Origin of the sequence: Streptomyces sp. NPDC002133 (assembly GCF_040296405.1) — a bacterium.
Lineage (GTDB): Bacteria > Actinomycetota > Actinomycetes > Streptomycetales > Streptomycetaceae > Streptomyces.
Genome location: NZ_JBEOXF010000005.1, coordinates 41,655 through 66,979, shown reverse-complemented (window position 1 = coordinate 66,979; position 25,325 = coordinate 41,655). Strand labels below are relative to the sequence as shown.

Annotated in this window: 27 protein-coding genes and 1 riboswitch; of the genes, 16 read left to right on the top strand and 11 right to left on the bottom strand. The window is 72.1% G+C overall.

The window, feature by feature from the left end; genetic code table 11:
• Positions 1–21 precede the first annotated feature (21 nt).
• Positions 22–161: riboswitch (cobalamin riboswitch) on the bottom strand.
• Positions 162–297: 136 nt separating this feature from the next.
• Positions 298–528 carry a hypothetical protein gene (locus ABT078_RS08440; RefSeq protein WP_351225211.1) on the bottom strand — a complete coding sequence of 77 codons (231 nt, stop codon included), beginning with the start codon at positions 526–528 and terminating at the stop codon, positions 298–300.
• A 16-nt stretch (positions 529–544) separates the two neighbouring features.
• Positions 545–1,768: an inorganic phosphate transporter gene (locus tag ABT078_RS08435; RefSeq protein WP_351225209.1), complete on the bottom strand. Its 1,224-nt coding sequence runs from the start codon at positions 1,766–1,768 to the stop codon at positions 545–547.
• 266 nt (positions 1,769–2,034) lie between these two features.
• Between ABT078_RS08435 and ABT078_RS08430 the strand changes: the two genes are divergently transcribed.
• The 3 genes from ABT078_RS08430 to ABT078_RS08420 all read left to right on the top strand — a co-directional run bounded on the left by ABT078_RS08430 (position 2,035) and on the right by ABT078_RS08420 (position 5,591).
• A complete protein-coding gene (locus ABT078_RS08430) occupies positions 2,035–2,769 on the top strand; it encodes a class II aldolase/adducin family protein (protein WP_351225207.1) in 735 nt (244 codons plus the stop codon).
• Positions 2,770–2,955: 186 nt separating this feature from the next.
• Positions 2,956–4,083, top strand: coding sequence for an alpha/beta hydrolase (locus ABT078_RS08425; RefSeq protein ID WP_351225205.1), 1,128 nt, complete (start codon positions 2,956–2,958; stop codon positions 4,081–4,083).
• A 134-nt stretch (positions 4,084–4,217) separates the two neighbouring features.
• A complete protein-coding gene (locus tag ABT078_RS08420) occupies positions 4,218–5,591 on the top strand; it encodes a hypothetical protein (RefSeq protein WP_351225203.1) in 1,374 nt (457 codons plus the stop codon).
• Positions 5,592–5,647: 56 nt separating this feature from the next.
• Here ABT078_RS08420 and ABT078_RS08415 read toward each other — a convergent pair whose 3' ends face one another.
• Entirely contained in the window at positions 5,648–6,052 is a 405-nt protein-coding gene (locus ABT078_RS08415) for a VOC family protein (RefSeq protein WP_351225596.1), read from the bottom strand.
• Positions 6,053–6,151: 99 nt separating this feature from the next.
• A complete protein-coding gene (gene ypfJ, locus ABT078_RS08410; RefSeq protein ID WP_351225594.1) occupies positions 6,152–7,042 on the bottom strand; it encodes a KPN_02809 family neutral zinc metallopeptidase in 891 nt (296 codons plus the stop codon).
• A gap of 217 nt (positions 7,043–7,259) precedes the next feature.
• Here ypfJ and ABT078_RS08405 point away from each other — a divergent pair, with 217 nt between their 5' ends.
• The 3 genes from ABT078_RS08405 to ABT078_RS08395 all read left to right on the top strand — a co-directional run bounded on the left by ABT078_RS08405 (position 7,260) and on the right by ABT078_RS08395 (position 10,503).
• The gene (locus tag ABT078_RS08405; RefSeq protein ID WP_351225201.1) at positions 7,260–8,858 is read left to right on the top strand and encodes an ABC-F family ATP-binding cassette domain-containing protein; all 1,599 of its coding nucleotides are present in this window, start codon (positions 7,260–7,262) and stop codon (positions 8,856–8,858) included.
• A gap of 466 nt (positions 8,859–9,324) precedes the next feature.
• Entirely contained in the window at positions 9,325–9,546 is a 222-nt protein-coding gene (locus ABT078_RS08400) for a helix-turn-helix domain-containing protein (protein ID WP_006123601.1), read from the top strand.
• 156 nt (positions 9,547–9,702) lie between these two features.
• Complete coding sequence (locus tag ABT078_RS08395) at positions 9,703–10,503, top strand: enoyl-CoA hydratase/isomerase family protein (protein ID WP_351225199.1); 801 nt, start codon at positions 9,703–9,705, stop codon at positions 10,501–10,503.
• A 79-nt stretch (positions 10,504–10,582) separates the two neighbouring features.
• On the opposite strand, the gene ABT078_RS08390 is transcribed toward ABT078_RS08395, so the two are convergent.
• Entirely contained in the window at positions 10,583–11,269 is a 687-nt protein-coding gene (locus tag ABT078_RS08390; protein ID WP_351225197.1) for a hypothetical protein, read from the bottom strand.
• A 146-nt stretch (positions 11,270–11,415) separates the two neighbouring features.
• Here ABT078_RS08390 and ABT078_RS08385 point away from each other — a divergent pair, with 146 nt between their 5' ends.
• From ABT078_RS08385 to ABT078_RS08360, 6 genes are all read left to right on the top strand, one after another.
• The gene (locus ABT078_RS08385; protein ID WP_351225195.1) at positions 11,416–11,880 is read left to right on the top strand and encodes an Asp23/Gls24 family envelope stress response protein; all 465 of its coding nucleotides are present in this window, start codon (positions 11,416–11,418) and stop codon (positions 11,878–11,880) included.
• Positions 11,881–11,937: 57 nt separating this feature from the next.
• Entirely contained in the window at positions 11,938–12,129 is a 192-nt protein-coding gene (locus ABT078_RS08380; RefSeq protein ID WP_351225194.1) for a hypothetical protein, read from the top strand.
• Positions 12,130–12,135: 6 nt separating this feature from the next.
• Positions 12,136–12,507, top strand: coding sequence for an Asp23/Gls24 family envelope stress response protein (locus ABT078_RS08375; RefSeq protein WP_351225192.1), 372 nt, complete (start codon positions 12,136–12,138; stop codon positions 12,505–12,507).
• Positions 12,504–13,148, top strand: a complete 645-nt coding sequence (locus ABT078_RS08370; RefSeq protein WP_351225190.1) for a DUF6286 domain-containing protein — start codon at positions 12,504–12,506, stop codon at positions 13,146–13,148. Before ABT078_RS08375 ends, ABT078_RS08370 begins: the two co-directional genes overlap by 4 nt.
• A gap of 5 nt (positions 13,149–13,153) precedes the next feature.
• Positions 13,154–13,732: an alkaline shock response membrane anchor protein AmaP gene (gene amaP / locus ABT078_RS08365; RefSeq protein ID WP_351225592.1), complete on the top strand. Its 579-nt coding sequence runs from the start codon at positions 13,154–13,156 to the stop codon at positions 13,730–13,732.
• 237 nt (positions 13,733–13,969) lie between these two features.
• Positions 13,970–14,161 carry a DUF6381 family protein gene (locus tag ABT078_RS08360; protein WP_351225188.1) on the top strand — a complete coding sequence of 64 codons (192 nt, stop codon included), beginning with the start codon at positions 13,970–13,972 and terminating at the stop codon, positions 14,159–14,161.
• A 152-nt stretch (positions 14,162–14,313) separates the two neighbouring features.
• On the opposite strand, the gene ABT078_RS08355 is transcribed toward ABT078_RS08360, so the two are convergent.
• The 6 genes from ABT078_RS08355 to ABT078_RS08330 form a co-directional block, all read right to left on the bottom strand.
• Positions 14,314–15,069, bottom strand: a complete 756-nt coding sequence (locus tag ABT078_RS08355) for an SDR family oxidoreductase (RefSeq protein WP_351225186.1) — start codon at positions 15,067–15,069, stop codon at positions 14,314–14,316.
• A gap of 94 nt (positions 15,070–15,163) precedes the next feature.
• Positions 15,164–15,955 (bottom strand): SURF1 family cytochrome oxidase biogenesis protein, encoded by a 792-nt coding sequence (locus tag ABT078_RS08350; RefSeq protein WP_351225590.1) that lies wholly within the window; start codon positions 15,953–15,955, stop codon positions 15,164–15,166.
• Positions 15,956–16,053: 98 nt separating this feature from the next.
• A complete protein-coding gene (locus ABT078_RS08345) occupies positions 16,054–16,287 on the bottom strand; it encodes a metallothionein (protein ID WP_351225184.1) in 234 nt (77 codons plus the stop codon).
• A gap of 206 nt (positions 16,288–16,493) precedes the next feature.
• A complete protein-coding gene (locus ABT078_RS08340) occupies positions 16,494–17,477 on the bottom strand; it encodes a DEDDh family exonuclease (protein WP_351225182.1) in 984 nt (327 codons plus the stop codon).
• A 5-nt stretch (positions 17,478–17,482) separates the two neighbouring features.
• On the bottom strand, positions 17,483–20,128 hold the full coding sequence (locus ABT078_RS08335; protein WP_351225588.1) for an MXAN_6230/SCO0854 family RING domain-containing protein: 2,646 nt from the start codon (positions 20,126–20,128) through the stop codon (positions 17,483–17,485).
• A 158-nt stretch (positions 20,129–20,286) separates the two neighbouring features.
• On the bottom strand, positions 20,287–20,946 hold the full coding sequence (locus ABT078_RS08330) for a TetR/AcrR family transcriptional regulator (RefSeq protein WP_351225180.1): 660 nt from the start codon (positions 20,944–20,946) through the stop codon (positions 20,287–20,289).
• A gap of 104 nt (positions 20,947–21,050) precedes the next feature.
• On the opposite strand from ABT078_RS08330, the gene ABT078_RS08325 reads away from it, so the two are divergent.
• The 4 genes from ABT078_RS08325 to ABT078_RS08310 are packed head-to-tail and all read left to right on the top strand — an operon-like array spanning position 21,051 to position 25,313.
• A complete protein-coding gene (locus ABT078_RS08325; protein ID WP_351225178.1) occupies positions 21,051–21,887 on the top strand; it encodes an acetoacetate decarboxylase family protein in 837 nt (278 codons plus the stop codon).
• Entirely contained in the window at positions 21,884–22,768 is an 885-nt protein-coding gene (locus ABT078_RS08320) for an SDR family NAD(P)-dependent oxidoreductase (protein ID WP_351225176.1), read from the top strand. The genes ABT078_RS08325 and ABT078_RS08320 overlap by 4 nt, the downstream gene beginning before the upstream one ends.
• Before the next feature lie 10 nt (positions 22,769–22,778).
• The gene (locus tag ABT078_RS08315) at positions 22,779–24,086 is read left to right on the top strand and encodes an amidohydrolase family protein (protein ID WP_351225174.1); all 1,308 of its coding nucleotides are present in this window, start codon (positions 22,779–22,781) and stop codon (positions 24,084–24,086) included.
• Positions 24,087–24,089: 3 nt separating this feature from the next.
• Positions 24,090–25,313, top strand: a complete 1,224-nt coding sequence (locus ABT078_RS08310; RefSeq protein WP_351225172.1) for an amidohydrolase family protein — start codon at positions 24,090–24,092, stop codon at positions 25,311–25,313.
• The last annotated feature ends 12 nt before the right edge of the window (positions 25,314–25,325 follow it).

Genomic DNA, 25,325 nt, shown 5'->3' with positions numbered 1-25,325 from the left:
ACTCAGGGTCCGCGCCCTGGCTCGACGTGACCGGCGGTGAGAGTTCCTGGCTCCGGGAGTGGAGTGCACCCGTGACAGTGGCGGGACCGCGCCGGATTCGCACCGGCTTCCTCTGCTGCCGCCGTAAATGGCTCCGGAAGTCCACCACGGCCGCGAACACCCGTCAACTCGCCCTTGACCTGCGGCGGGACAGTGTGCGCAGTCCCACAGCGGTGTCCTGCCGCGAGTCCGACGTACGACAGGGGCCGGACGCACTCGAAGGTGTGTCCGGCCCCTGTGACGAGAATGCGCCGGCTGTCAGACGACGATCAGATGGATCCCGTACGCCACGGCCCCGGCGCACAGCGCGAAGCAGGCGTAGGCGCCCGTGCGGGCGAGGGCCGCGGAACCGCCCGAACCACCCTGCGCGGAGGCGGCTTGCTGCTTGGCGAGGCCCACGATGCCCAGGGTGAACAGGCCCACCAGGGCGACGGTGACGACGAGGCTCACGCCGAAGACGGAGCCGAGAGCTGCCCAGTCGATCTTCATGCTGTTCGTTACTTCCTTACACCGTGGCGGCGGGTGCGGGGGCGGGCTCACCGCCGGCCGCGGGAGCGGCCGGCGCGGGGATGGTGACCTTGAGACCGTCCAGCGAACCGGCCCCGGCCTCGGTGCCGTTCGCGCCGGTCTCGTCGTCGGTGACATTGGTGTGGTCGACCGGCTTGCGGCGCGAGAGCGACCAGATCACACCCGAGCCCGCGATCAGCAGCAGCGCGACGGCGGCGATGCCCCAGGCGCCCTGGCCGGCCAGGAACTCGGCGGCGGCGCCCACGGCCGCGGCGGCCGGCAGTGTCAGACCCCAGGCGACGAACATCCGGGTGGCGGTGGACCAGCGGACCACGCCGCCCTTGCGGCCGAGGCCCGCGCCCATCACGGCGCCGGAGCAGGACTGGGTGGTGGAGAGCGAGAAGCCGAGGTGCGAGGAGGCCAGGATCACCGTCGCGGCGCTGGTCTGGGCGGCGAAGCCCTGCTGCGGCTGGAGATCGGTCAGGCCCTTGCCCATGGTGCGGATGATGCGCCAGCCGCCCAGGTACGTACCGAGGGCGATCGCCACACCGGCGGAAACGATGACCCACATCGGGGGGTTCGAGCCGGGGGCGAGGACGCCGCCGGTGACCAGGGCCAGGGTGATGACACCCATGGTCTTCTGCGCGTCGTTGGTGCCGTGGGCGAGGGAGACGAGTCCGGCCGAGGCGATCTGGCCGGCGCGGAAGCCCTTGGACGTGGCCTTGTCGTCGGCCTTGGCGCCGATCCTGTACGTCAGCTTCGTCGCGAAGAGCGCCGCGAGGCCCGCCACGAGCGGCGCGGCGACGGCCGGGATCAGGACCTTGGTGACGATGGTCCCGCCGTTGACGGCGGAGAAACCGGCGGACATCACGGCGGCGCCGATGAGACCGCCGAAGAGTGCGTGCGAGGAGCTGGACGGCAGGCCCAGCAGCCAGGTGAAGAGGTTCCACAGAATGGCGCCGACGAGCGCCGCGAAGATCACTTCGGTGCGTATGCCTTCTTCGTTGATGATCCCGCCGGAGATCGTCTTGGCGACCTCAACGGACAGGAATGCGCCGACAAGATTCAGCACGGCGGACATGGCCACCGCCGTCTTGGGCTTGAGCGCGCCTGTCGAGATGGTCGTCGCCATCGCGTTGGCTGTGTCGTGGAAACCGTTCGTGAAATCGAACACGAGAGCGGTGACGATCACGATCCCGAGCAGAAGCGTGATGTTTTCCATTTACCCAGGCTTCTTTTGGATGTCAGTGGCTCGCCGACCGTAGGCAACCTGGATGAACGGAAGGTGAACTGAGGCGGGCGGTGCGGTGTCCCAAGGGGATGTGCCCACTCCGCCTGCAAAGGGAAGGAGTGGAAGAAACCGGTCCATTGCAGCGTTTCGCGGGCGAGCAGCCGGGCCGCCGATCCGCCGAGGAGATCCTGGTCACTCCCGGCCGCTCGGAGGGCTCCTGCCGCTGCTCGCGTCGCATGCCCTGAAAGGATCACCGCATGACCAGGCAGCAGGGACAGGCACCGGGGCGGGACCAGCGGAACGACCAGCGACGCGAGCAGCGGCAGGACCAGCGGCAGGACGTGGTCGGGCACGCCTGGGCGGACCTCGTGGCCACCGCCCTCAGAACCGCGGTGGACGGACTCGTCGTCGGGACCTCGGGCAATGTCTCCGTACGGGTCTCCACGGACGACGGCGAGCTGGTCCTGGTCACCCCGAGCGGAGTGCCCTACGACCGGCTCGGCGCGCATGCCCCCGTCGCCGTCGGCCTCGACGGGCGGCAGCTGCTCGGCGAGCTCACCCCCACCAGCGAGCTGCCGCTGCATCTGGAGATCTACCGCGCCACGGACGCGACGGCCGTCGTGCACACCCATGCCGTGCACGCCACCGCCGTCTCCACCCTGGTCACCGAGCTGCCGCTGATCCACTACATGGCTGCGGCCCTCGGCGGCCCCGTCCGTGTCGCCCCGTACGCCCTCTACGGGACGGACGAGCTGGCCTCGAACATGCTCCGGGCCCTCACGGACCGCACGGGCTGTCTCCTCCGGAACCACGGGACCGTCACGTACGGAGCCTCGCTCGACCAGGCATACGACCGGACGGCCCAGCTGGAGTGGATGTGCCGGGTCTGGCTCACCGCGAGCTCCGTCCCCGGCCGGGAGCCGTCCCTGCTCTCGCCCGCCCAGCTCGACGAGGTGCGCGACAAGCTCCGGACCTACGGCCAGTCCCGCTGACAGCGCCGCGTACGCGGCTCCCTCCGGCCGCCTGGCCCCGCGCCGCGTCTCCGGCCGCGCCGCGTCTCCGGCGGCGCTGTGCACCCCGCTCCCGCCGAGTGCGCGGACCACGCTGATCGCACGGGAGCGTCACCCGTCGTGCCCTGTCCAGTGGCAGCACTGCGGTGACGTACCGACACTGGAGCAGTGCGCCCGGTTACAGCGACGGCAGCGGCCGTCACCACCCTCATAGGTCTCGGTGCGGCCACGTTCGCGGCCGGCCGTTACGCCAGCGACGCCGCACTCAAGGTGACGCCCGGACGGCCCTTGCCAGGTGAGCCCCGGCTCACCGTCCACGCCACGGGGCCGGGCCGTATCACCCTCACCCGCAGCCTCGTCTCGCTTCGGCCCGGTACGTACGGACTCACCGGCACGGATGTGCACGCGGTCGTCGGTCCCGTCCTCGAGGACGTACCGCACGCCGCGGACACCGTCGTGCGCCGGCTGGAGAGCGTCGGGCACGGCAGCCTCGACATCGGCACCAAGGTGCGGCTCACCCCGCAGGTGCACAGCGGCACCCCGAGCAGCGCCCTCGGCATCGACCACGAGGACGTGGACATTCCCGGTGAACTGGGCTCGCTGCCCGCCTGGTTCGTCCGCGGCCCCCGCAGCACCTGGGTCATCGCCGTGCACGGCCTGGGGGCCACGCGGCAGCACGCCCTGAACCTCGTGCCCTTCCTCGTCGGCCGGCAGCTGCCCGTGCTGGCCGTCGCCTACCGCGGCGACCCCGGCGCGCCAGACTCCCCGGACGGCCTCGGCCACCTCGGCGACTCCGAGTGGCGCGACCTCGACGCCGCCGTCCGGTACGCCGTGCGCAACGGCGCCGAGCGCGTGATCGTGCACGGCTGGTCCACCGGCGCCGCGATGGCTTTGCACGCCGCCGCCAACTCCTCCTACCGCGACCGCATCGCCGGGCTCGTCCTCGACTCCCCGGTGCTCGACTGGCAGGCCACCCTGCGCGCTCTCGCCACCGCCCGGCGCACCCCGTCCTTCCTGCTGCCGCTCGCCGTGCGCGCGGCCCAGGGCCGCACCGGGCTGCACGGCGACCGGCTGCGCGAGGCCGCCGACCCGGACGCCCTGCGCGTCCCCACGCAGATCTTCCACGGCCCCGACGACAGACTCGCGCCCTGGGGCCCTTCCCGGGAGCTCGCGGCCCGCCGCCCGGACCTGGTCAGCCTCCAGACCGTGCCCGACGCTCCGCACGGCGCCATGTGGAACGTGGACCCGGCCCGCTACGAGGAGGCCCTCCGCCGCTTCCTCACCCCCCTTGTCTAGCAACCATTCCCGCAGCCCCGCGGCACCTTCCGAGCAGCGGCGGAGCGACTCCGGAGCCGCCCCGCGGCAAGCCCGTTCCGCGCGATCACAGATTCCGTTTGGGCTTTCGGGCCGTCAACGGGAAGACTGCCCCCGTGACGTCCCGTAACCTGCGCGACTCCAGACTCCGTCTTGTCCGCCCTCGTCCCACCGTCACGGCCCGCCGCGCCGTGTCGAACCGGCGTACGCGCCCCGCTCCGCGCCCGCCCGAGGGCACCCCGCCCGCCGCGGAACTGGCCCGCCAGGCGCGCGAGGTCCTCGCCGACGCGGTCCGTGTCGCCCGCTGGGCGGCGGCTGTGCGCGACGCCGCCGTCGGCCCGGCCGCGCTGGAACGGGCCGCGGACGCGCTGGAGTTGACGCCGGACCAGGTGAGCGCCGGCTGGGACCGCGCCCGGCTCGCCGGACTCGTCGAGCTCCACGGCGCCACCGCGCGCCCCGGCTGGCGGCTGAATGCCTGGGACCGCGACGACACCGCCGTGCTGAGGGGCTGGGTCGCGCTCTTCGACGCCTGGTCCCTCGTCCACCCCGCGCCCGCCGACGTCGCCCCCGCGGCGGTCGCCGAGGTCGTCGAAGCCGTCCCCCAAGTGCTCTCCCTGCTTCAGCTCTCCGCCGGCCCCGTGCTCGTACCGGCCCTGCTCGACCTGCTGCAGCAGCGCGTCGTGGAACTCCGCGAGGAGCGCTGCGAAGTGCCCTACGGGGCCCAGCCCGACCCCGCCAAGACCGTGCCCGGGACGGTCCGCTCCGACGTGCCCCTCTCCGCTCTGCTCGACTGGGCACTGGAGGGCCTCGCCGCCGTGGGCGCGCTCACGCTCGGCCCCGGCCAGGCCACCCTCACCCCGCTCGGGAACTGGGCGGTCTGGGTCAAACTCGAACAGATCTGTGTCGCCGCCCAGAGCCCCGCAGGCCATATCGAGCACTCCGCCGAGGACATGCTCCGCGCCTGCGCCGGGCTCACCCCCGGGCCCGCCCGTGACGAGTACCGAGCCTGGCTCGCCGCCCGTACGGTCTCCAGCGCCGTCAGCGAACTCCTCGCCGCCGCCCGTGGGGAGGACGCCCTGCTCCGCGGCCTCGCCTTCGAGGCGCTCCGGGTCGTCGGCGCCCCCGCCGAGGCCGGAGTGCGCGCCGCGGCCGAAGAGTCCTCCCTGCGGCCGTACGCCCTGCTCTGGCTCGCCGAGTACGAGGGAGCGGACCCCGAGGACACCGCGGACGTGCTCACCCGCGAGGAGGCGACCTGGCTCTGGGTCGACACCGCGGCCGCCGTCGCCGACCACGGCGACACCGCGCTGCTCGTCCGCCACCTCGACTCGGCCGTCCAGGGCACCGTCCCCGCACTGCTGGACGAGGTAAGGGCCGTCGGTCACCCGCGCACCGTGCAGGTCCTGGTCGCCCTCGCGGCAGCCCACCCCGACCCCGCCCTCGCCAAAGCCGTCCGCCGGGCTGCCTTCCAGGTCCACACGGGAGGCGTGTAGGCCGGTCGGGCAGGGACGGAGTGCGGGCCGGTCCTCCGGATCCGGAGGGATGCCCCCTAGCTCTCCACCGCCCCCGGCCGGTACGTCCCGAAGCTCCAGAGATTGCCCTCGAGATCGCGTGTCGTGTAGTCCCGGGAGCCGTAGTCCTGGTCGGTGGGCGGCATCACGACCTCCGCACCGTGCTCCACGGCCCTGCTGTGGTGTGCGTCCACGTCGTCGACATGGACGAAGACCCCGGCCGGGCCGGCGCCCTCCATCAGTTTGTCGAACTGGCTCCCCGTGCCCCTGCTGCCGAGCATCACCATTCCGTTCCCGTACGACAGCTCGGCGTGGACGACCTTGCCGTCCTCGCCCTCGTACACGGCGCTCTCCGCGAAGCCGAAGGCCTCGGTGAGCTGCTTGATCGCGGCCTTGGCGTCCACATACAACAGCGTCGGACAGATGCTCGGTCCCTCCGCCATCTCGATCACCCCTAACTCCTCGCTCGACGACAGGAATGTGATCTGACTCTCAGTCTGGCAGGGGGTACTGACAATGCCCGGCACCCGAGCGGGAGCCGGTCACCGGAAGGTGTTGCACTGGGCCATGTCGCCTGTGCGGAAGCCCTGGTAGAACCACTCCTGGCGCTGCGCGGCCGAACCGTGCGTCCAGGACTCGGGGGTCACCCGGCCCTGGATCTTCTGCTGGATCCGGTCGTCACCCACCGCGGCGGCCGCGTTCAGGCCGTCCCGGATGTCCGCATCCGTCAGCCGGGTCAGCAGCGGCCTGCCGGTCTTCTCGTCCGGGGTGGTCGTGGCGTGGCGCGCCCACACTCCCGCGTAGCAGTCGGCCTGCAGCTCCACGCGCACCGCATTGCTGGCCGGGCCGGCCTGCCGGTCCTGCGCCCGGGCCAGCGTGCCCATCTGGTTCTGGATGTGGTGGCCGTACTCGTGCGCGACGACGTACGCCTGGGCGAAGGGGCCGCCGGACGCCCCGAACCTGGTCCGCAGATCGTGGAAGAAGTCGAGGTCCAGATAGACCTTGCGGTCCGCCGGGCAGTAGAACGGCCCGACCGCCGAGGTCGCCGAGCCGCAGGCCGTGCCGACCCGGCCCGTGAAGAGAACGGTCGGTGCATCCGTGTAGCGCCCTCCGCGCCTCGTGTACTCCGACCGCCAGAAGTCCTGCACGCTGTTGACCACCGCGACGGTCCGGCAGTCCTCCCGGATGTTCGCGTCCGCGCCCTTGCGGCAGGTCTGGCCCACCTCCGCAGCCGACGAGGCGCTCACGTCCGGTTGCGTTCCGCCCTCCGTGAGCCCGAGCTGGTCGGGGCCGACCCCGAAGAGCAGGCCCAGGATCAGCGCGATGAAGCCGACGATCCCGCCGCCGACTGTGGCCTTCCCGCCGGGGATGCGCCGACCGCGCACATCCTGGACCTCCGACGTGTCCAGGTCGGCGTTGTCGTCGAACTGCATTCCCCGAGTATCGATCAGCGCCGAGCGTTCCGCCTGTTTTGTCATGCTTCTTTCATTGCCGCGGAGGCCACTCCACCGTGGGGAGAACCACAGAAGACCGGTTGCATGCGCCCGGTAGACTGACCCGTATGGCAATTCTCCTCGTGGATTAGACGGCGTCGAAGCTGCCGCACGCCCCGTCGTCCTTCCGCCGTCCGTCCCGTTCTGGAGTCTTACCGTGATCACCGCTTCCGGCATCGAGCTGCGTGCCGGCGCCCGCATCCTCATCGAGTCCGCCAACTTCCGCATCGCCAAGGGCGACCGCATCGGCCTCGTCGGCCGCAACGGAGCGGGCAAGACCACCCTCACCAAATGCCTCGCGGGCGAAGGCGTTCCCGCCGCCGGCCAGATCGCCCGCTCCGGCGAGGTCGGCTACCTCCCGCAGGACCCGCGCACGGGCGACCTCGACATCCTCGCCCGCGACCGCGTCCTCTCCGCCCGCGGCCTCGACGTGCTGATCCGCAAGATGCGCGACAACGAGCAGCGCATCGCCACGGGGACGGGCGCGACGCGCGAGAAGGCCCTGAAGCAGTACGAGCGCCAGGAGACCGAGTTCCTGACGAAGGGCGGGTACGCCGCCGAGGCCGAGGCGGCCACCATCGCCGCCGCGCTCAACCTGCCCGACCGCGTTCTGGGCCAGCCGCTCCACACCCTCTCCGGTGGCCAGCGCCGCCGTGTCGAACTCGCCCGGATCCTCTTCTCGGACGCCGACACGCTGCTCCTGGACGAGCCGACGAACCACCTCGACGCCGACTCGATCGTGTGGCTGCGCGACTACCTGAGGACGTACCGCGGCGGCTTCATCGTCATCTCCCACGATGTCGACCTCGTCGAGACCGTCGTCAACAAGGTCTTCTACCTCGACGCCAACCGCTCGACGATCGACGTCTACAACATGGGCTGGAAGCTCTACCAGCAGCAGCGCGAGGCCGACGAGAAGCGCCGCAAGCGCGAGCGCCAGAATGCCGAGAAGAAGGCCGCCGCGCTCAACGCGCAGGCGGACAAGATGCGTGCCAAGGCGACCAAGACCGTCGCCGCGCAGAACATGGCGCGCCGCGCCGAGCGGCTGCTCGCCGGGCTGGACGAGGTGCGGGTCTCCGACAAGGTCGCCAAGCTCCGCTTCCCCGAGCCCGCGCCGTGCGGCAGGACCCCGCTGATGGCCGAGGGGCTGTCCAAGTCGTACGGCTCCCTCGAGATCTTCACCGACGTCGATCTCGCGATCGACAAGGGCTCCCGCGTCGTCATCCTCGGCCTGAACGGCGCCGGCAAGACCACGCTGCTGCGGCTCCTCGGCGGTGCGGAGACGCCGGACACCGGCCAGGTCGTCGAGGGCCACGGCCTGAAGCTCGGCTACTACGCCCAGGAGCACGAGACGCTCGACCCTGACCGCACGGTCCTGGAGAACATGCGCTCCGCCGCGCCCGACCTCGACCTGGTCGAGGTCCGCAAGGTACTGGGCTCCTTCCTGTTCTCCGGCGACGACGTCGACAAGCCGGCCGGGGTCCTCTCCGGCGGTGAGAAGACCCGGCTCGCCCTGGCCACGCTGGTGGTCTCGTCGGCGAACGTGCTGCTCCTCGACGAGCCGACCAACAACCTCGACCCGGCCAGCCGCGAGGAGATCCTGAGCGCGCTGCGCACGTACAAGGGCGCGGTCGTGCTGGTCACGCACGACGAGGGCGCGGTCGAGGCGCTGCAGCCCGAGCGGATCATCCTGCTGCCGGACGGCGTCGAGGACCTGTGGGGCGCCGACTACGCGGACCTCGTCGCGCTCGCCTGACCCGGACCGCCCGCCGCCCGGACGCGGCGCGTTGACCGGGCGGCCGCGGACCGGTCGACGCCGACCCGCCCGTGACCGGGCGGGCCTCGTGTCGCCACCCCGCGGCCGGCCCTGCTCCGAACGGGCGGGCCTGATCCACTTCGTATGGATCATTCGGCTCATGAGTGATCCTTCATCTGAGTGAGTGTGTCTCGTACCTCGGCGTGGCGATCTGCCGAAACGGTCCTCCATGGGCGGCCGGCACCCGGAACGGCCCCGTCCGCAGCACACCGGCCCTGACCTGGAATTTCACCCGGTGGGACGTCGAAATTTCTTGGCAGCCCACATCGGAATCCTGAATTCCGGTTGGAGTGGCGCCCTTGCGGCCGCCAAAGCTTGTCGTACGGACCTTGTCGAATGGGTGGCCATGGAGCCCTCGAGGGGTGATCATGAGAGTCCAGAGCGCACTTCCCATGAGGAGGCACGGGTGGCCGAGACTCTGAAGAAGGGCAGCCGGGTGACCGGCGCCGCGCGCGACAAGCTCGCGGCAGACCTGAAGAAGAAGTACGACTCCGGTGCAAGCATCCGGGCGCTGGCCGAAGAGACCGGCCGCTCCTACGGATTCGTCCACCGGATGCTCAGCGAGTCCGGAGTCACGCTGCGGGGACGCGGCGGAGCGACGCGCGGCAAGAAGGCCGCCTCGGCCTGACGGCCGGGAGTGGCAACTGTCGAGAGCGGCGTCTGAGGCCGACCGGCCGGATCCGGTGCCGGCCACCCGGTCGACCGTGTGGTCGGCCGGGTGGTTACTGTGCAGTCACTTAATTGTCGCTGCACCGACTGCACCGCCCGGAACCGGAGGCACCTCATGACTTCGCTCGACTCGCTGGACTCTGTGCTCGACAAGGACGGCGTACGGCTCACCGTCGAAGACGCGGTGGCCACGGTGACCCTCACCAACCCGGACAAGCGCAACGCCCAATCCCCCGCTCTCTGGCGGGCGTTGGCCGAGGCCGGGCGGTCACTGCCGGGTAACGTGCGGGTGGTCGTGCTGCGCGGTGAGGGCAAGTCCTTCTCCGCGGGGCTCGACCGGCAGGCGTTCACGCCCGAGGGCTTCGACGGCGAGCCGTCGTTCCTCGACCTCGCGCGCGGCTCGGACGAGGAGCTGGACGCGGTCATCGCCGAGTACCAGGAGGCGTTCACCTGGTGGCGCCGCAACGACGTCGTGTCGATCGCGGCGGTCCAGGGCCATGCGATCGGTGCCGGGTTCCAGCTCGCCCTCGCCTGCGATCTGCGGATCGTCGCGCAGGACGTGCAGTTCGCCATGCGCGAGACCAGCCTCGGTCTGGTTCCGGACCTCACCGGAACCCACCCGCTCGTCTCCCTCGTCGGCTACGCCCGGGCGCTCGAGATCTGCGCCACCGGGCGCTTCGTCCAGGCCGATGAGGCGGAGCGGATCGGCCTCGCCAACCTCGTCGTGCCTGCCGTGGAACTCGACGCGTCCGTACGCGACTTGGCGGCCGCGCTGCTTGCCGCGCCGCGGGACGCGGTGATCGAGACCAAGGCGCTGCTGCGCGGTGCGCAGGAGCGCACGTACGAGGAGCAGCGGACGGCCGAGCGGGCCGCCCAGGCCCGGCGCCTGCGGGACCTCGCGGGCCTCGCGGACTGACGGCGCGCCTCGCCCGCGCCCGGCCCCGCCCGCGCGGCGGGGCGTGCGCCTTGCCGCGGGGGCGCACGCCGCAGCGTCCTCAGGGCCCGGTCGGTACATCCGTGATCAGGACCGCCACGGGCACGGGTGACGGAAGCACCGGAATGACCGCCTCCCGGACGGCCAGTGCCACCGCCAGCGGGCGGTGGCCGGGTGACGTCGCGCATTCGACGCGTACGGAGGCCTCCTCGATACGGACCGGTACGCCCAGCGTGCCCGTGAGGTGGGCGACGCCCGGCACGGCGGCCGCCGTGGTGCCCACCTCGTCCTGCGGGGTCACCGCGGGTACTCCGGCCGGCGGATTCACCGGCTCCGGCTCCGCCACGGCGTCCAGCAGTGCCGTCACCCGCAGGTCGATCTCCGTGACCGCGAGGTCCAGCCGCTCCGCGGACGCGGCGTGAAGGGCCGCGCGGAGCCGCTGGGCCAGGGCCGGGATCGGTTCGTCGGGGGCCGCCTCGAATTCCGCTTCGATACGCAGCGGGCCCGGCGGCAGGGCGGCCGGTGGCGGCGGAACTGCCGGTTCCGCGGTCGTCTCCGTCCCGACGAGCCCGATCCGCAGCCGGCCGAGCACGGCGCCGCGCACCTCCCGTGCCGCCGCCGCACGCAGGACCCCTTCCGCTGCGCGCTCCGTCAGCCAGGCCCCGTCTCCTGCTCCGCCGAGCGGGAGGAGCCTGCCCAGCCCCATCCGGGCCCGCACCGTCGCGGCCCATCCGCCGGCCGTCGTCATCGCCCGAGCCCTGTCATCGCCTGCGCCCCGTCATGGCTCCCGCCTCGTCATTGCCCCAGCCTGCCGCATCCCCGGCGCGAGACCGGGCAAGCACACTTAGTGTGGTCATCGGAGTCAGGAGTTGACCACCGCCCGGAAAGGGACGAATGGCGATGACCGAGACCGACGTCAATGTCAAGAAGGAGCCGTCCCCTGTCCGGCGGGGCGGCGGAGATCCGGGCACGCGGGGGCGCACCACCATTGCCGACGGCGTGGTCGAGAAGATCGCCGGACTCGCGGCCCGGGACGTGCTGGGCGTCCACGCCATGGGCAGTGGAATCTCCCGTACGTTCGGCGCCGTGCGTGACCGTGTGCCCGGTGGCGGCGGTCGTTCGAGCAGCGCCACCCGTGGTGTGAAGGCCGAGGTCGGCGAGGTCCAGACGGCGCTCGATCTCGAGATCGTCGTCGACTACGGAGTATCGATCTCGGACGTGGCCCGCGCCGTGCGCGAGAACGTCGTCGCCGCGGTGGAGCGCATGACCGGGCTCGAGGTCGTCGAGGTCAACATCGCGGTCAGCGATGTGAAGCTGCCGGACGAGGAAGAAGAAGAGCCGGAACCGCGGATCCAGTAGCCCAGTGGCGGATCCAGTGGCTCCAGCAGGGGAGCGAGCTCACGAGAGGGGCTCACGATGAGCATGGCGGTGGCCGGCCTGTTGGCCGGCATGGCGCTCGGATTCGCCGGGTACTTCGGCGGTTTCGGGGCCTTTCTCCTGGTGGCCGCGCTCGGCGCGGTCGGGTTCGTGGCCGGCCGCTTCCTGGACGGCGACCTCGAACCGGGTGACTTCTTCCGGCGCCGCGAGCACGGCGACCGGCGGAGGTGACACGGCGTGGCCGCGGAGTCGACTCCGCCCGTGGCGACGAAGGAGATCGAGGCGGCGGAGCGGGGAGCGACGACGATCGCCGACCGGGTCGTCGCCAAGATCGCCGCGCAGGCGGCGCGGGAGGCCCTCGTACAGGTGCCGGAGGGCGGTGAGGCTCCCCACGCCACGGTCACTGTGCACCATGACCACGCCCGCGTGCGGATCAGCCTCGAACTCGAATACCCCACCGACATCGGCGAGCAGTGCCGCGCCGTGCGTCGCCGTGTCGCGCAGCGGGTAGAGGCGTTGGCGGGGATGGAGGTGCCCGAGGTGGCCGTACAGGTCGAGCGGCTGCACTCCGTCCACACGCGCCGGGCGGCCCAGGGGAGGCTCCGATGACCGAACCCGTGAAGGAAGAGGAACAGGAGAAGGAACTGGACCAGTCGGCCTCCGCGGCCGCGTACCGGCCCGCCGCCGTGGACCAGGACGACCGCCGCGGACGCTTCTGGTCCAAGCGGCGGATCCCGGCCGGACTGCTCGCGGCCGTGGTCGCCGCCGTCGCGGGGATGCTCCTGTACGACGTCGCGGCCGTCCGGGCCGACCGGCCCGCCATGGCCTGGCGCCAGGGGATCGCCGACCGGCTGGAGCGATGGCCCGTCGACAACACCTGGGTGCTGGTGGGCGCGGGCGTCGCGGTGCTGCTCGGGGTGTGGCTGCTCGTGCTCGCGGTGACGCCCGGGCTGCGGGGACTGCTGCCGATGCGGCGGGACCCGTCGGACACGGACGTACGGGCCGGACTGGACCGGGAGGCCGCCGCGCTGGTGCTGCGCGACCGGGCGATGGAGGTGTCCGGGGTGCAGTCCGTGCGCGTACGGATGGGGCGGCGCCGGGTCGGGGTACGGGCGGTGTCCCACTTCCGTGAACTCGACGACGTGCGGTCCGACATGGACGCGGTACTCGGTGCGGGAATCCGGGAACTCGGGCTGGCGCATCCGCCGGCGCTGTCCGTGGTCGTCCGGCGGCCTGCGAAGAAGGGGTGACCGGGATGCTCCGCGTCGTCAACCGCGTGCTGCTCGGCCTCGCCGGGCTGGTGCTGCTGGCCGTGGGTGGAGGGGTGCTCGCCGCCGGGCTCGGCCTGGGCGTGCCGTCCTGGTGGCCCTGGTCGGGTCCCGACGACGTCCTGCTGAGCGGGAGCGCGCGGCAGCGGTGGCGGGCCGAGGGCTGGTGGTGGCCCGTCGTCATCGCGGCGCTCGCGGTCCTCGTGCTGCTCGCCCTGTGGTGGCTGGTGGCGCAGTTGCGCCGCTCGCGCCTCGCGGAGGTCCTGGTCGAAAGCGGCGACGGCGAGGGTGCGCTGCTTCGGGGCCGGGCGCTGGAGGCCGTCCTTGCGGGCGAGGCGGAGCACCTGGACGGCGTGGCCCGTGCCCGGATCGCCCTCCACGGCCGGCGCACGGCGCCCACGGCCCGGGTCCGCCTGCTCCTGGAGCCCTACGCGTCCCCGGGCGAGACCCTGCACCGCCTCTCGACGGAGGCGCTGACCCATGCCCGTGACTCGGCGGGCCTCGCGTCGCTCCCGTCGGAGGTCCGCCTCCGTGCGGAGAAGCACCGCGCACGCCGTGTGACGTGACGGGGCGCGCCCGTCGGCCCCCGGAGGGCCCACCGGGGCGAGCCCGCACACCTTCGGTTCCGGCGCCCACGGCCCGGGTGTCCGTTCCCAGGTGCCGGACCGGCTGGGCGCGGCCGTTGCAAAGCCCTCAGCAGGCGGCGACCTCGGGGCCGGGCCGGACGGTCGCTCGGGATGCGGGCCCGCGGGGGCGCTGGTTGGCTGGAGGAGCCCGCTCATTCCGACGTCCGAGGAGTGACCATGAGCGTTGCAGGTGAATCCGGTGGGCGCGTCCGGCAGATGCGTCAGAAGGCAGAGGAATTGAAGCAGGCTGCGGAACGGGCGACCGACCCGGAGGAGCGGCAGCGGCTCCAGGACAAGGCCCGCAGGTTGCAGGAGCAGAGCGAGCAGGAGAGCGCCATGGGCGCGGGGGACATATACCCCCAGGAGTAAGCACTCAGGCGTTCACCGGCCGGTGGCCGCTCGCGACACACCAGACGCGAGCAGTCACCGGCTCCGTGCATAGGGGCAGCCCTCAGCAGCCCTGAACGGCCCCGGCCGACCCCACCGAAATCCACCCCGGCGCCGCCGCGCCGCCACCGTGCTCAGAAGCCGTGCCGAGCCCCGCCGTCCACCGGGAGCATCACGCCCGTCAGATACGACGCCGCAGGGGACAGCAGGAACGCCGCCGTACGGCCGAACTCCGCCGGAGTGCCGTAGCGCCGCAGCGGAATGCGGGACTCGTTGACCGCGCGGGCCGCGTCCGCGTCGCCGGAGAGGGCGTCGAGTTCGCGGACGCGGTCCGTGTCGATGCGGGCCGGGAGCAGCCCCACGACCCGAATGCCGCGCGGGCCCAGTTCGTCGGCGAGGGACTTGGCGAAGCCCGCGAGGCCCGGGCGCAGACCGTTGGAGATGGTCAGGCCCGGGATCGGCTCATGGACCGAGCCGGACAGCACGAAGCCGATGACCCCGCCGTCGCCGAGCGCCTCCGCCGCAGCACGCGCCAGCCGCACCGCGCCCATGAAGACCGAATCGAACGCCGACCGCCACTGCTCGTCCGTGTTGTCCGTGACAAAGCCGGGAGGCGGGCCGCCGACGCTGACCAGGACGCCGTCGAGGCGGCCGAAGTGCTCGCGCGCTGCTGTGATCAACTGCTCGGCGACCGCCGGGTCGGCGTTGTCCACGGCGACTCCGACCGTCTGCGGGCCCAGCTCGGCGGCGGCCTTCGCGACGGACTGCTCCTCCCGCCCGGTGATGACCAGCTTCGCGCCCTCCGCCGCCAGCGCCCGCGCCGAAGCGTTGCCCAGTCCCCGCGTCGCTCCGGTGACGACGTACACACGGTCCTTCAGTCCAAGATCCATGGGCCCCATCCTGCCGCCTCGCACCAGGACAGGGACAGACCGGGGACGCTTGGGACCGCACCGCGGCCGACCGGGCGGCCGCCCGCGGAGCTGCCTACGCGGCCGCCGTCACCGACTCGGCCGCATCCTGCTCGCCCGCGGCCGCCGCGCGGTCGCGCTTCTCGCGGCGTACGAGGATCACCCAGCCGACGGGCACACCGGCCGCGAACAGCCACCACTGCACGGCGTACGCCATGTGCGCACCGATGGAGTCGTGGTCGGGGTCGGGGATCAGCTCGGGGGAGCCGCCGGCGGGTTCCGGCGCGGTCTGCTCCAGATAGCCGCCGAGTACCGCACGGCCGAGACTCTTCCCCTGCTGCTCGCTGTTGATCAGCATGATCTGGCGGGGCGGCAGCCCGGACAGGTCCTTGATCCCGCTGGAGCTCGTCGTCTGATCGGCCATCAGCCTCCCGGTGACGGTCACTTCGCCCCCGGGCGCGGGCGGCACCTCGGGGAAGGCCGCCTGGTCGGCCGCGGTGGGCACCCAGCCGCGGTTGACGAGGACTGCGCGGCCGTCGGTGAGGATCAGCGGGGTCAGTACGTGGAAGCCGACCCGGTCGTCGGCATTGGTGCGGCGGCGTACGACGACCTCGTGGGCCGTGTCGTACGTGCCGGTCGCGGTGACCCGCCGCCAGTAGTCGGCGCGGGGGACGGTGTGACCGGGGGAGGTCAGCTCGGCGACCGGGACGGGCCGGGCGGTGAGGTTGTCCGAGATCAGCTCGTTCTGTGCGACCCGGTGCTGGTGCCGGTGCAACTGCCAGAAGCCCAGTTCGACCATCGCGGGAATGAGGACGAGGCTGACGAGGGTGAGGATCACCCACTGCCGGGACAACAGGAAGCGGTACACCCCATGACCGTACAACTCGGCCATGGGGTGCTCGGAGGGAGGGTCCCGGGGCCGGGGAGCCTCGGGGAGTCCGGGAGTCCGGGACCCGCGCGGGAGGATCAGACCTTGTCGATGATGCCCACCTTTCCCTCGGAGCGTGCGCAGTGGGCGCCGCAGTACCAGTGCCCGTCGGCCTCGACGCCCTGGCCGATGATCTGGACCCGGCAGTGTTCGCAGACGGGGGCCATCCGGTGGATGGCGCAGGAGAAGCAGTCGAAGACGTGCACCGCGCCCTGCGCGTGCACCTCGAACGACATGCCGTAGTCGTTTCCGCAGACCTCGCAACGTGCCATGCGCCGCATGCTGCGGAGCACGGGGCACCGGAGCAAGATCCGCGCTGGCGGGTCGGCGCGGCAGCACCCGACCGGCGCAGCAGCGGATCCCTGCTGGTGCGGCCGGCGAGGCGGCATCCGGCCGCGTGGCGGCGCGGCGCCCTCCGGTCTGTATGGAGCCGAGAGCCGGCGTCCCGGCCGTCGCGGAGCACCGGGACGGCCCGGACTCAGTCGTCGGCCGCGGCCACGTCCCTCAGCAGCTGTGTGAAGGCCGCCTCGTCGACGATCGGCGTCCCGTACGACTTCGCCCTGACCGTCTTCGAGGTCGCCGCGTCGGGGTCGTTGGTGACGAGCAGGCTCGTCAGCCGGGAGACGCTCGTCGCGACATGGAGCCCGGTCTCGATCGCGCGGTCCTCCAGGAGCTCGCGCTCGATGGACGTGTCGCCCGAAAAGGCCACCCGCATGCCCTGCTTGAGTGGTTTGTCCGGCTCGTAGCGGCCAGGGTTCGGATACGGACACGCGGGACGCCTGCGCGACGGGCGCCAGCTGTTCGGCCGGTACGAGGACCCCGACGCCTGGTGGCCGATGCGTGGTGTGGTGGGCGTGGACGACCACTCGGTCAGCGGTCGGCACTCCAGCAGGGGCAGCCGCACTCCGCGCTCGGCGGCGGCGTGCAGGCTGGGCCGGAACGCCTCGGCCAGCACACGCGCGTCGTCCAGCGCGTTGTGCGCGCGCCGCTGGACGACACCGAAGTGGGCGGCCAGCGACTCCAGCTTGTGGTTGGGCAGCGGGAGCGAGAGCTCCTTGGAGAGGGCGATCGTGCACAGCCGCTGCCGCACGGGCGCGACGCGCTCCGCCCGCGCGTACTCCCTGGCGATCATCGACCAGTCGAAGATCGCGTTGTGCGCGACGAGGACCCGGCCGTCGAGCCGGTGCGCGAAGTCGTGGGCGATATCGGTGAAGAGCGGTGCGCTCTCCAGCACCTCGCTCGTCAGTCCATGGATCCACACCGGACCCGGATCCCGCTCCGGATTCACCAGCGTGTACCAGTGGTCCTCGACATTTCCCTGGGCGTCCAGCCGATAGACGGCAGCCGACACTATCCGGTCGTCGCGGGCGAGTCCGGTGGTCTCCACGTCGACGACCGCGTACCCCTGGGGATACGCGGCCGGCCACGCTGCTGCTGTCGTACGGTCGTCGAGCATGGTCACAGAGCTTACGGGCCGCCACTGACACGGCCGCCCCGGCCCGCTCGCGACCGGGTCGAACGGCCCGGGTCGCGACCGGCTCGGCCGAGCGCCGCCACGAGGTCCCCCGCCGCCAGCTGTTCCAGGCCGCAGCCGTCAACGGGCCCCGGCAGCAGGCGGTATACGGACCCGCGCGCACCCGACGGCGCGAGGTCGCCCTGCACCAGTGCGAGCAGCACCTCCCGCCCCTCGGCGGCCTGCTCCGCGTCGACGGCCTTGCCCCGGCCCTGCGGCTCCGTCAGCCCCCGCACGCGGGCGGCGAAGTCCGTGCTCCGCTCACCCTCGCGCCGCCGGTAGTGCCACAGCTCCTCGCGGTGTACGACCGCAACCTCGTCCGTGCGCGCGGCCGCGTGCCAGACCGCCAGATCCCACAAGGTCGTGCGGCCCGCCGTGAAGTACTGGTACAGGTCCTTGCCGATCCGGCCCAGATCGGCGCTGTGCCGGTACACGCTGTGGTAGCCCTCGGCCGGCGGCAGATGCACGTCGGTCCACAGGAACGTGCGCCGCTCCAGGTCGACCACCATCGGCACATGGATCCGGGAGTCCCCGACCAGGTCGTAACGCTGCCGCACGGTCCGCGGGTCGTACGAGGCGTCCCGATCGCTCTCGCGGGCCGAAGGAAGCGCCATGAACCCGGCGAAAGCGTCCAGGAGCTTCTCGAACGGCACATTGTTGAAGCTGAAGACGATGGGCATCGCGAAGCGCACGCCCGCGGCGGCGAGCCCCGCCGTGTCCAGGTCGACGTACTCCGTCGCACCGTCCGGCGCGGGAGCGGACGTCAGATCGCCGGAGTGGACGGCGACCCGCTTCCCGTACACGAGGCTCGTGTAGTCGCACAGTCCGACGTACTTCCACTCGGCGTCGAACATCGCCACCGACAGGTCGAGGTCCACCACGGTCTTCGCGGGCTCGGTCCAGTGCAGGAACATCCGCAGGATCTCGCCCTGCGGCAGCGGCTGCGTGCTGCCGCGCGGCAGGGAGACCAGGGCCTTCACCGCCGCGCTCTCGGCCGCCGGGACAGCGAGTCCGGCCAGGTCCGCGTCCAGGACGGCCACGTCGAACCGGGACGCACCCGACAGCCGGCGCACGACCTCGCGCTCCAGCAGCTCGCACACCCGCTCGACCGTGGCCGTCGGCAGCGGAGCGCGGGTGTCGTCCAGCGTGTACGAATGAGCCACCTGGCCGCGTGGGAAGAACACCCGGCGGTCGCCGGACATATGACGGATCCTCAGCCGTCCGAGAGCGGCCAGCAGCGGGCCGGGACCGGCCTTGGCCAGCCCCTCCTCCAGGACGGTGATCACCGCGGACGACGGTTCCCCGCCCTCGTGCAGACGCAGGACGTGGTCGAGCCGGCGCAGCAGCTCACCCGGCCGCTGTGCCAGCAGGCGGACGGCTGTGTCCAGTTCGCGTCCGGCGAGTGCCTGTTCGACCCGTCCCGTCCAGGTGTTCGGCTTGATCCGGGCGCCGTCGATCCGTACCGCCGCAGGGTGCCCGGCGGCCGTACGCAGCAGCGCGGCGCCCATCGGTCCCGCGGACAGGTCGGTGGCGCGCACCACCGCGAAGGCGAGCGCCGCCCTCGGGTGGCGTTCGTGGCGCTCGTACGGATGAAGGATCTCCGCCGCCCGCTTCCACCGCATCGAGTGACGCAGTACGTCCTCGACGAGTGACGTCGCCTCCAGCGCGTCGAGCACGCCGAGCAGTTCGCGCCGCAGCCCGCGTGGAAGCGAGCGGAACCGCCGCTCGTCGAGCAGGTCCGCCTCGCCGCCCGACCAGACGCTCAGCAGCCGCAGCACATCGGTCGCGGTGGTCAGATACACGGGCAGCAGCGGCCGTACGGCCTCGCGCGTGCGCCGGTCCAGCAGGAGCGTCCCGAGGACCAGCGACTTGGTCTCGCGTACGGGGATGTCGTCCGGCAACCAGTCGAGATCGGCAGGGGCGTGCGCGAGCAGCACCTTCACGTCGTCACGGTCCCGCGGCGGCAGCGGTGTGCGGCGGGCCAGCAGCTTGTCCAGGGCTCTGGCCGCGTCGGCGCCGGCGTCGATCCCGAGCGTGAGCGGCTTCAGCGGGCCCGCATAGCCGTCGGCCGTATCGGGAGAGGCGGGCCGGGAGGGCCGGAAGAAGGGGTCGGTGCGGTCGATGCGACGGTTGCAGACCGGGCAGCCGGCGTAGTCGGCGCCGTCCCAGCAGGTCCGGCACACGAGGTGCGCGCACGGCGCGACGGGATGCACGCTGCCGACCGTGCCGCACAGCACGCACGGCTGGTCGGGCCACTGCAGGAGCAGCGTGAACACCCGGTCGATGTACAGCTGGTACGTGTTCCCCGGCACGGACACCGGGAAGCTCCGGAAGAGCGGCATGTGCGTGCGGTCGGCGCCCAGCTCCGCGTCGATCAGACGCAGCAGCTCCTTGCCGGCCTCGCCGAGGCCCGCCGGGCCGAGCCAGGCGAGGGCATCGCGCAGTTGCGCGGTCGGGGTGAACCCGCGGTCGAGCAGTTCGGCTTCGAGGGCGACGAGCCCTTCGTCGGTCGGTGCGTCACCGGGGCGGGGCCCGGCCTGGGTGACGTAGACCGTACGGAGACGGCGCAGCAGCACGGGCGCGAGCGACGACGGCGACAGCACGGACAAACAGATCCCCCCGGACCTCGGAAAGTGTGAAGCGAGGGCGGAGAGTGAGCGCGCTACGGATTCATAGAAAGAGAGAGAAGGAAGCACGCTTGCGGAGCCGCCCCCGCTGGGAACGACTGTACGAGAGGCCTCCGCGGCGTTCCACCGATTTAATTCGCCTGTCCCGCCTGTCGATTCCCCTGGGAAAGCAGCGACTCCACCAGAGCCCGCACGGAGACGGCGAACAGCCGCTCAGGGTCGGCCGGGCGGGCGAGCGCACGTGCCAGCGCCGGGTCCTGCTCGGCCGGGTCGTCCTCCGCGCTCGCGCTGCCCCACAGCTCCTCCTCGCCCGGTGACTGCACGGGCGCGCGCTCCCGGTTCCGCTCGACGAGGACGAAGCCGACGATCTGGACCTGCACGGCCCGTACGGCCTCGGCGGCACGCGCACCACGCAGCCCGGCGGCATGCACTTCATGGACGAGCGCCCGCTGGGCGGGCAGGAACATCCGCTCGGTCAGACCCCGTTCATGGACCATCGCGATCAGATGCGGCCGTGCCCGCAGCTCGCGGCGCAGACGGCGCGCGACCGAGACGATCCGCTCCGCCGGGGTGCGCCCGGTGGGCCGGATCGCCCCCATCTCCTGGACCGTCCGCTCCACGAGCGCGTCCAGCAGCGACTCCCGGTTGCCGACATGCCAGTAGATCGACGTGACGGCCGTGCCGAGCCCGGCGGCGAGCTTGCGCATCGTGAGGGCGTCGGGGCCGTGCTGCTTCACGAGGCCGGCTGCCGCCTCCAGTACCTGGTCACGGCTCAGCGCGTTACGTGACATCGGCTCCTCGACTCCTGTCGCTGCAGGGCTCTTTACCCTTCATCGGCGCCGGTGTAACAGTGTTACAGGACCGGCCCCCGACGAACGACGAAGGGTGGTACGACATGGCACGCGTACGGTACGGCGCGCGCACCGAGGCCGAGATCACGGCCGCCCGCGCAGCCGGCGCCAAACTCCCCGGCATCTGGTCCACGGGCGTCGTGGCGGTCTGGGAGACCGACCCGGACGCGGTCGCGGCCGTCCTGCCGCCGCCGCTCAAACCCACCGAACGCCCGCTCGTGCGGGCCAACATCAGCAAGGTCGATCTGCCCGGCTGTCCTCCCCCGCAGCCTTCGGCGCGGGAGGTACTCCCAGGCGCGGGCTCGGTCGCCGTCGCCGCCGCACACGGCGATCGGCAGGGCTGGTATCCGCTCGTCATGCCGATGACCCATGAGCGGGCCCTCATCGGCGGCCGTGAGGTCTTCGGCGAGCCGAAGAAGCTGGGCGAGGTGACCGTCGAACGCGACGGCCTGGTCGTCCGGGCCGCCCTCGCCCGGCACGGGATCGCCTTCGTCGAGGTGCGGGCCGCGGTGTCGGGCCCCCTGCCGCTGCCCGAGCCGGGCGAGAAGCTGGACTTCTACTTCAAGTTCCTGCCGTCGGTGGACGGTTCGGGATCCGGATTCGACACCGACCCGGTCCTCGTCCACTGCGTACGGGGCGAGAGGTTCCGCAGGCTGGAGCAGCTCACCGGCGATGTCGTCCTGCGGGAGTCGATGTACGACCCGGTCGCGGACCTGCCCGTACGGAAACTGGTCGGGCTCACCATCGGTGAGAAGACCACCGACCAGAAGGGCCGCGTGGCCGAACGGGTCAGCGCCCGGGCCCTGCTCCCGTACATCCACCAGCGGTACGACGACCCGCAGCAGATCCTCGACGGACCGCCGGAGGGGAGCGTCCGGTGAGGCTCGCGGAAGGGCAGGTCGCCGTCGTCACCGGGGCGGCGGGCGGCATCGGACTGGCGATGGCCCGGCGGTTCGCCGCGGAGGGGCTGAAGGTCGTCCTCGCCGACGTCGAGGACGCCGCCCTGAGCAAGGCCACGGACGACCTCGTGGCGGCCGGCGCGGACGTCCTCGCACGGGTCGTCGACGTGTCCGACCGGGACTCCGTACAGCAGCTAGCCGACGCCGCGTACGAGACCTTCGGCGCCGTCCATGTCCTGTGCAACAACGCGGGGGTCGGCTCCGGTGCCGAGGGCAGGATGTGGGAGCACGAGCCGAACGACTGGAAGTGGGCCTTCGCGGTCAACGTGTGGGGTGTCTTCCACGGCATCCAGGCCTTCGTCCCGCGCATGATCGCCGGCGGTGAGCCCGGCCATGTCGTCAACACCGCGTCCGGCGACGGCGGTATCGCACCCCTGCCCACGGCGTCCGTGTACGCCGTCACCAAGGCGGCCGTCGTGACCATGACCGAGTCGCTGTACGCGCACCTGAAGGCCGAGGGTGCCCGGGTCGGCGCGTCCGTGCTCTTCCCCGGCCCGCACATGCTCCGCACCGGACTGTGGGAGTCGCACCGCAACAGGCCCGCGCGCTACGCCAAGGAACGGCCGCGCAGGACCCCGTACCGCAGCCTCGACCAGTGGGAGGCGGCGATGAGGGCCGCGGGGCACGAGGTCACGTTCACGCCGGTGGAGCAGGTCGCCGAGCACGTCGTGGACGGGATCAGGGCCGACCGCTTCTGGATGCTCCCGGCGAGCGAGCACAGCGACCGCCAGATCCGGGCGCGGTCGCAGTCGATGCTCGACCGGGCCGACCCTTCGTACCTGGAGAGCTTCATACTCGACTGAGGGAGCCGCGATGACGGACCCGTACGCACCGGCACCGAACGACCCGTACCTGATCATCTCCTCGGACTGCCACGCGGGACTTCCCACCGAGCGGTACCGGTCCTACCTCGACGCCCGCTTCCACCGGGACTTCGACGAGTTCCTCGCCGGGCGCGACCGCCGCCGCGAGGAGATGACCCGCCTCGGCGTGCGCAACGAGGCCTTCGCCAACAAGTGGTTCAGCGACAACGAGGAGGGCCTGCGCGGCGGCTGGGACACCGCACAGCGTCTCAAGGAGCTCGACGGGGACGGGGTGGCCGCCGAGGTCGTCTTCCCCGACGCGGACGCCGTCGACAGCGGGACCGCCGCGCCCTTCGGCGTGGGTCTCGGGCTCTCCGGCGACCAGGATCCGGACCTCGGCATGGCGGGCGCGCAGGCGCACAACCGCTGGCTGGCGGAGTTCGTCGGCGGGAACGCCGAGGACGCGGCACGGCACTGCGGTGTCGCGCTCCTCCCCGTCACCGGCGAGGTCGACAAGGTCGTCGCCGAGATCCACCGGGCCAAGGAGTCCGGGCTCGGCGCGCTGATGATCCCGTCGATGTGGGTGGACAAGGCCCCGTACCACGACCGGCGCTACGACCCCGTCTGGGCTGCCGCCGCCGAGACCGACATGCCGCTCGTCACCCACTCCGGTGCCGCCCCGCGCCACGAGTACGGAGACCACCTGGGGATCTACGTCTCCGAGGTCACCTGGTGGCCCGCCCGGCCGCTCTGGTTCCTGCTCTGGTCCGGGGTCTTCGAGCGCCACCCCGGGCTGAGGTTCGGCGTCGCCGAGTCGGGCTGCTGGTGGCTGCCGAATCTGCTCTGGTTCATGGACCGCCTCTACCTCGGCGCCCACGGCGGCAAGAAACTCTCGCCCTTCGCGGAGCTGCGGCGGCCGCCCAGCGAGTACCTGGACCGGCAGGTCTTCATCTGCGCCACCAACACCAAGCGGCGCGAACTCGCCCAGCGGTACGAGATCGGCATCGACAACATCCTCTGGGGCTCCGACTTCCCGCACCCGGAGGGCACCTGGCCCCACACCCGTGCCTGGCTGAAGAACACCTTCCACGACATCCCCGTCGCCGAGACCCGCCGCATCCTCGGCCTCGCGGCCGCCGAGGTCTTCGGCTTCGACACCACGAAACTCGCGCCGGTCGCCCGCCGCATCGGCCCGACCCCGGCCGAACTCGGCCAGCCCGACGACCAGGCCGCCGTGGAGGCGTCCTGGGCGCGCTCGCGCGAGGTCGGCCGGCACTGGCTGACGGACCACGACTTCCCGTCCCTGGGGGTGGACTGACCGATGGAGCGCTACACCGTCATCTCCGCCGACTGCCACGCAGGCGCCGATCTCCTCGATTACAAGCCGTATCTGGAGAAGCGCTTCCACGACGACTTCGACGCCTGGGCGGCGGCGTACGTCAACCCGTACGAGGACCTCGTCGCCGACACCGCGGACCGCAACTGGAACTCGGACCGCAGGATCGCCGAGCTGGAGGCCGACGGCATCGTCGCCGAGGTCGTCTTCCCCAACACCATCCCGCCCTTCTTCCCGTCCGCATCGCTGATGGCGCCGGCGCCGGCGCGCGAGGAGTACGAGCTGCGGTGGGCCGGGCTGCGCGCCCACAACCGCTGGCTCGCCGACTTCTGCTCCCTCGCCCCGGGCCGCAGGGCGGGCGTCGCGCAGATCCAGCTGAACGACGTGGACGAGGCGGTGGCGGAGGTCCGCCGCAGCAAGGAGGCGGGCCTCACCGGGGGGATCCTGCTGCCCGGCGCCCCGCCCGGTTCGGGCGTCCCCGAGCTGTTCTCGCAGACGTACGACCCGCTGTGGGCGGTGTGCGAAGAGCTCGACGTACCGGTCAACCACCACGGCGGGTCGGCCTCGCCGCCGCTGGGCGACGAACCGGCCGCACGGGCCGTGTTCATGGTGGAGACGACGTGGTTCTCGCACCGGGCGCTCTGGCATCTGATCTTCGGCGGCGCCTTCCGCCGCCACCCCGGGCTGAAGCTGGTGCTCACCGAGCAGGGCTCGGGCTGGATCCCCGCCGTCGTCGAGATGCTCGACTACTACCACGGCCGGCTCGTTGCCGCCGCGACCAGGGCAGCGACCGCGGAGTCCAAGTTCGGCGCCGGGCTTGCCGCCTCGATGGGCAAGGGCCCCAGCGAGGTGTGGCGCGACAACTGCTTCGTCGGCGCGAGCTTCATGCGGCCCCACGAGGTGCCGCTGCGCGACAGGATCGGCCTCGACAAGATCATGTGGGGCAGCGACTACCCGCACGACGAGGGCACGACCCCGTACTCCCGCGAAGGCCTCCGCATCGCCTACGCGGGGCTCCCGCGCGACGAGATCGCGGCGATGGCGGGCGGCAACGCCGCCCGGGTGTACGGCTTCGACCTCGCCTTCCTCGACACCGTCGCCGCCGTGCACGGCCCGACCGTCGAGGAGATCGCCGAGCCCCTGAAGGAGGTCCCGGCCGGTGCCACCAGCCCCGCCTTCGCGCCGGGCGGGTCGGTAAGGGTGTGGTGACTGGGCCCGCAC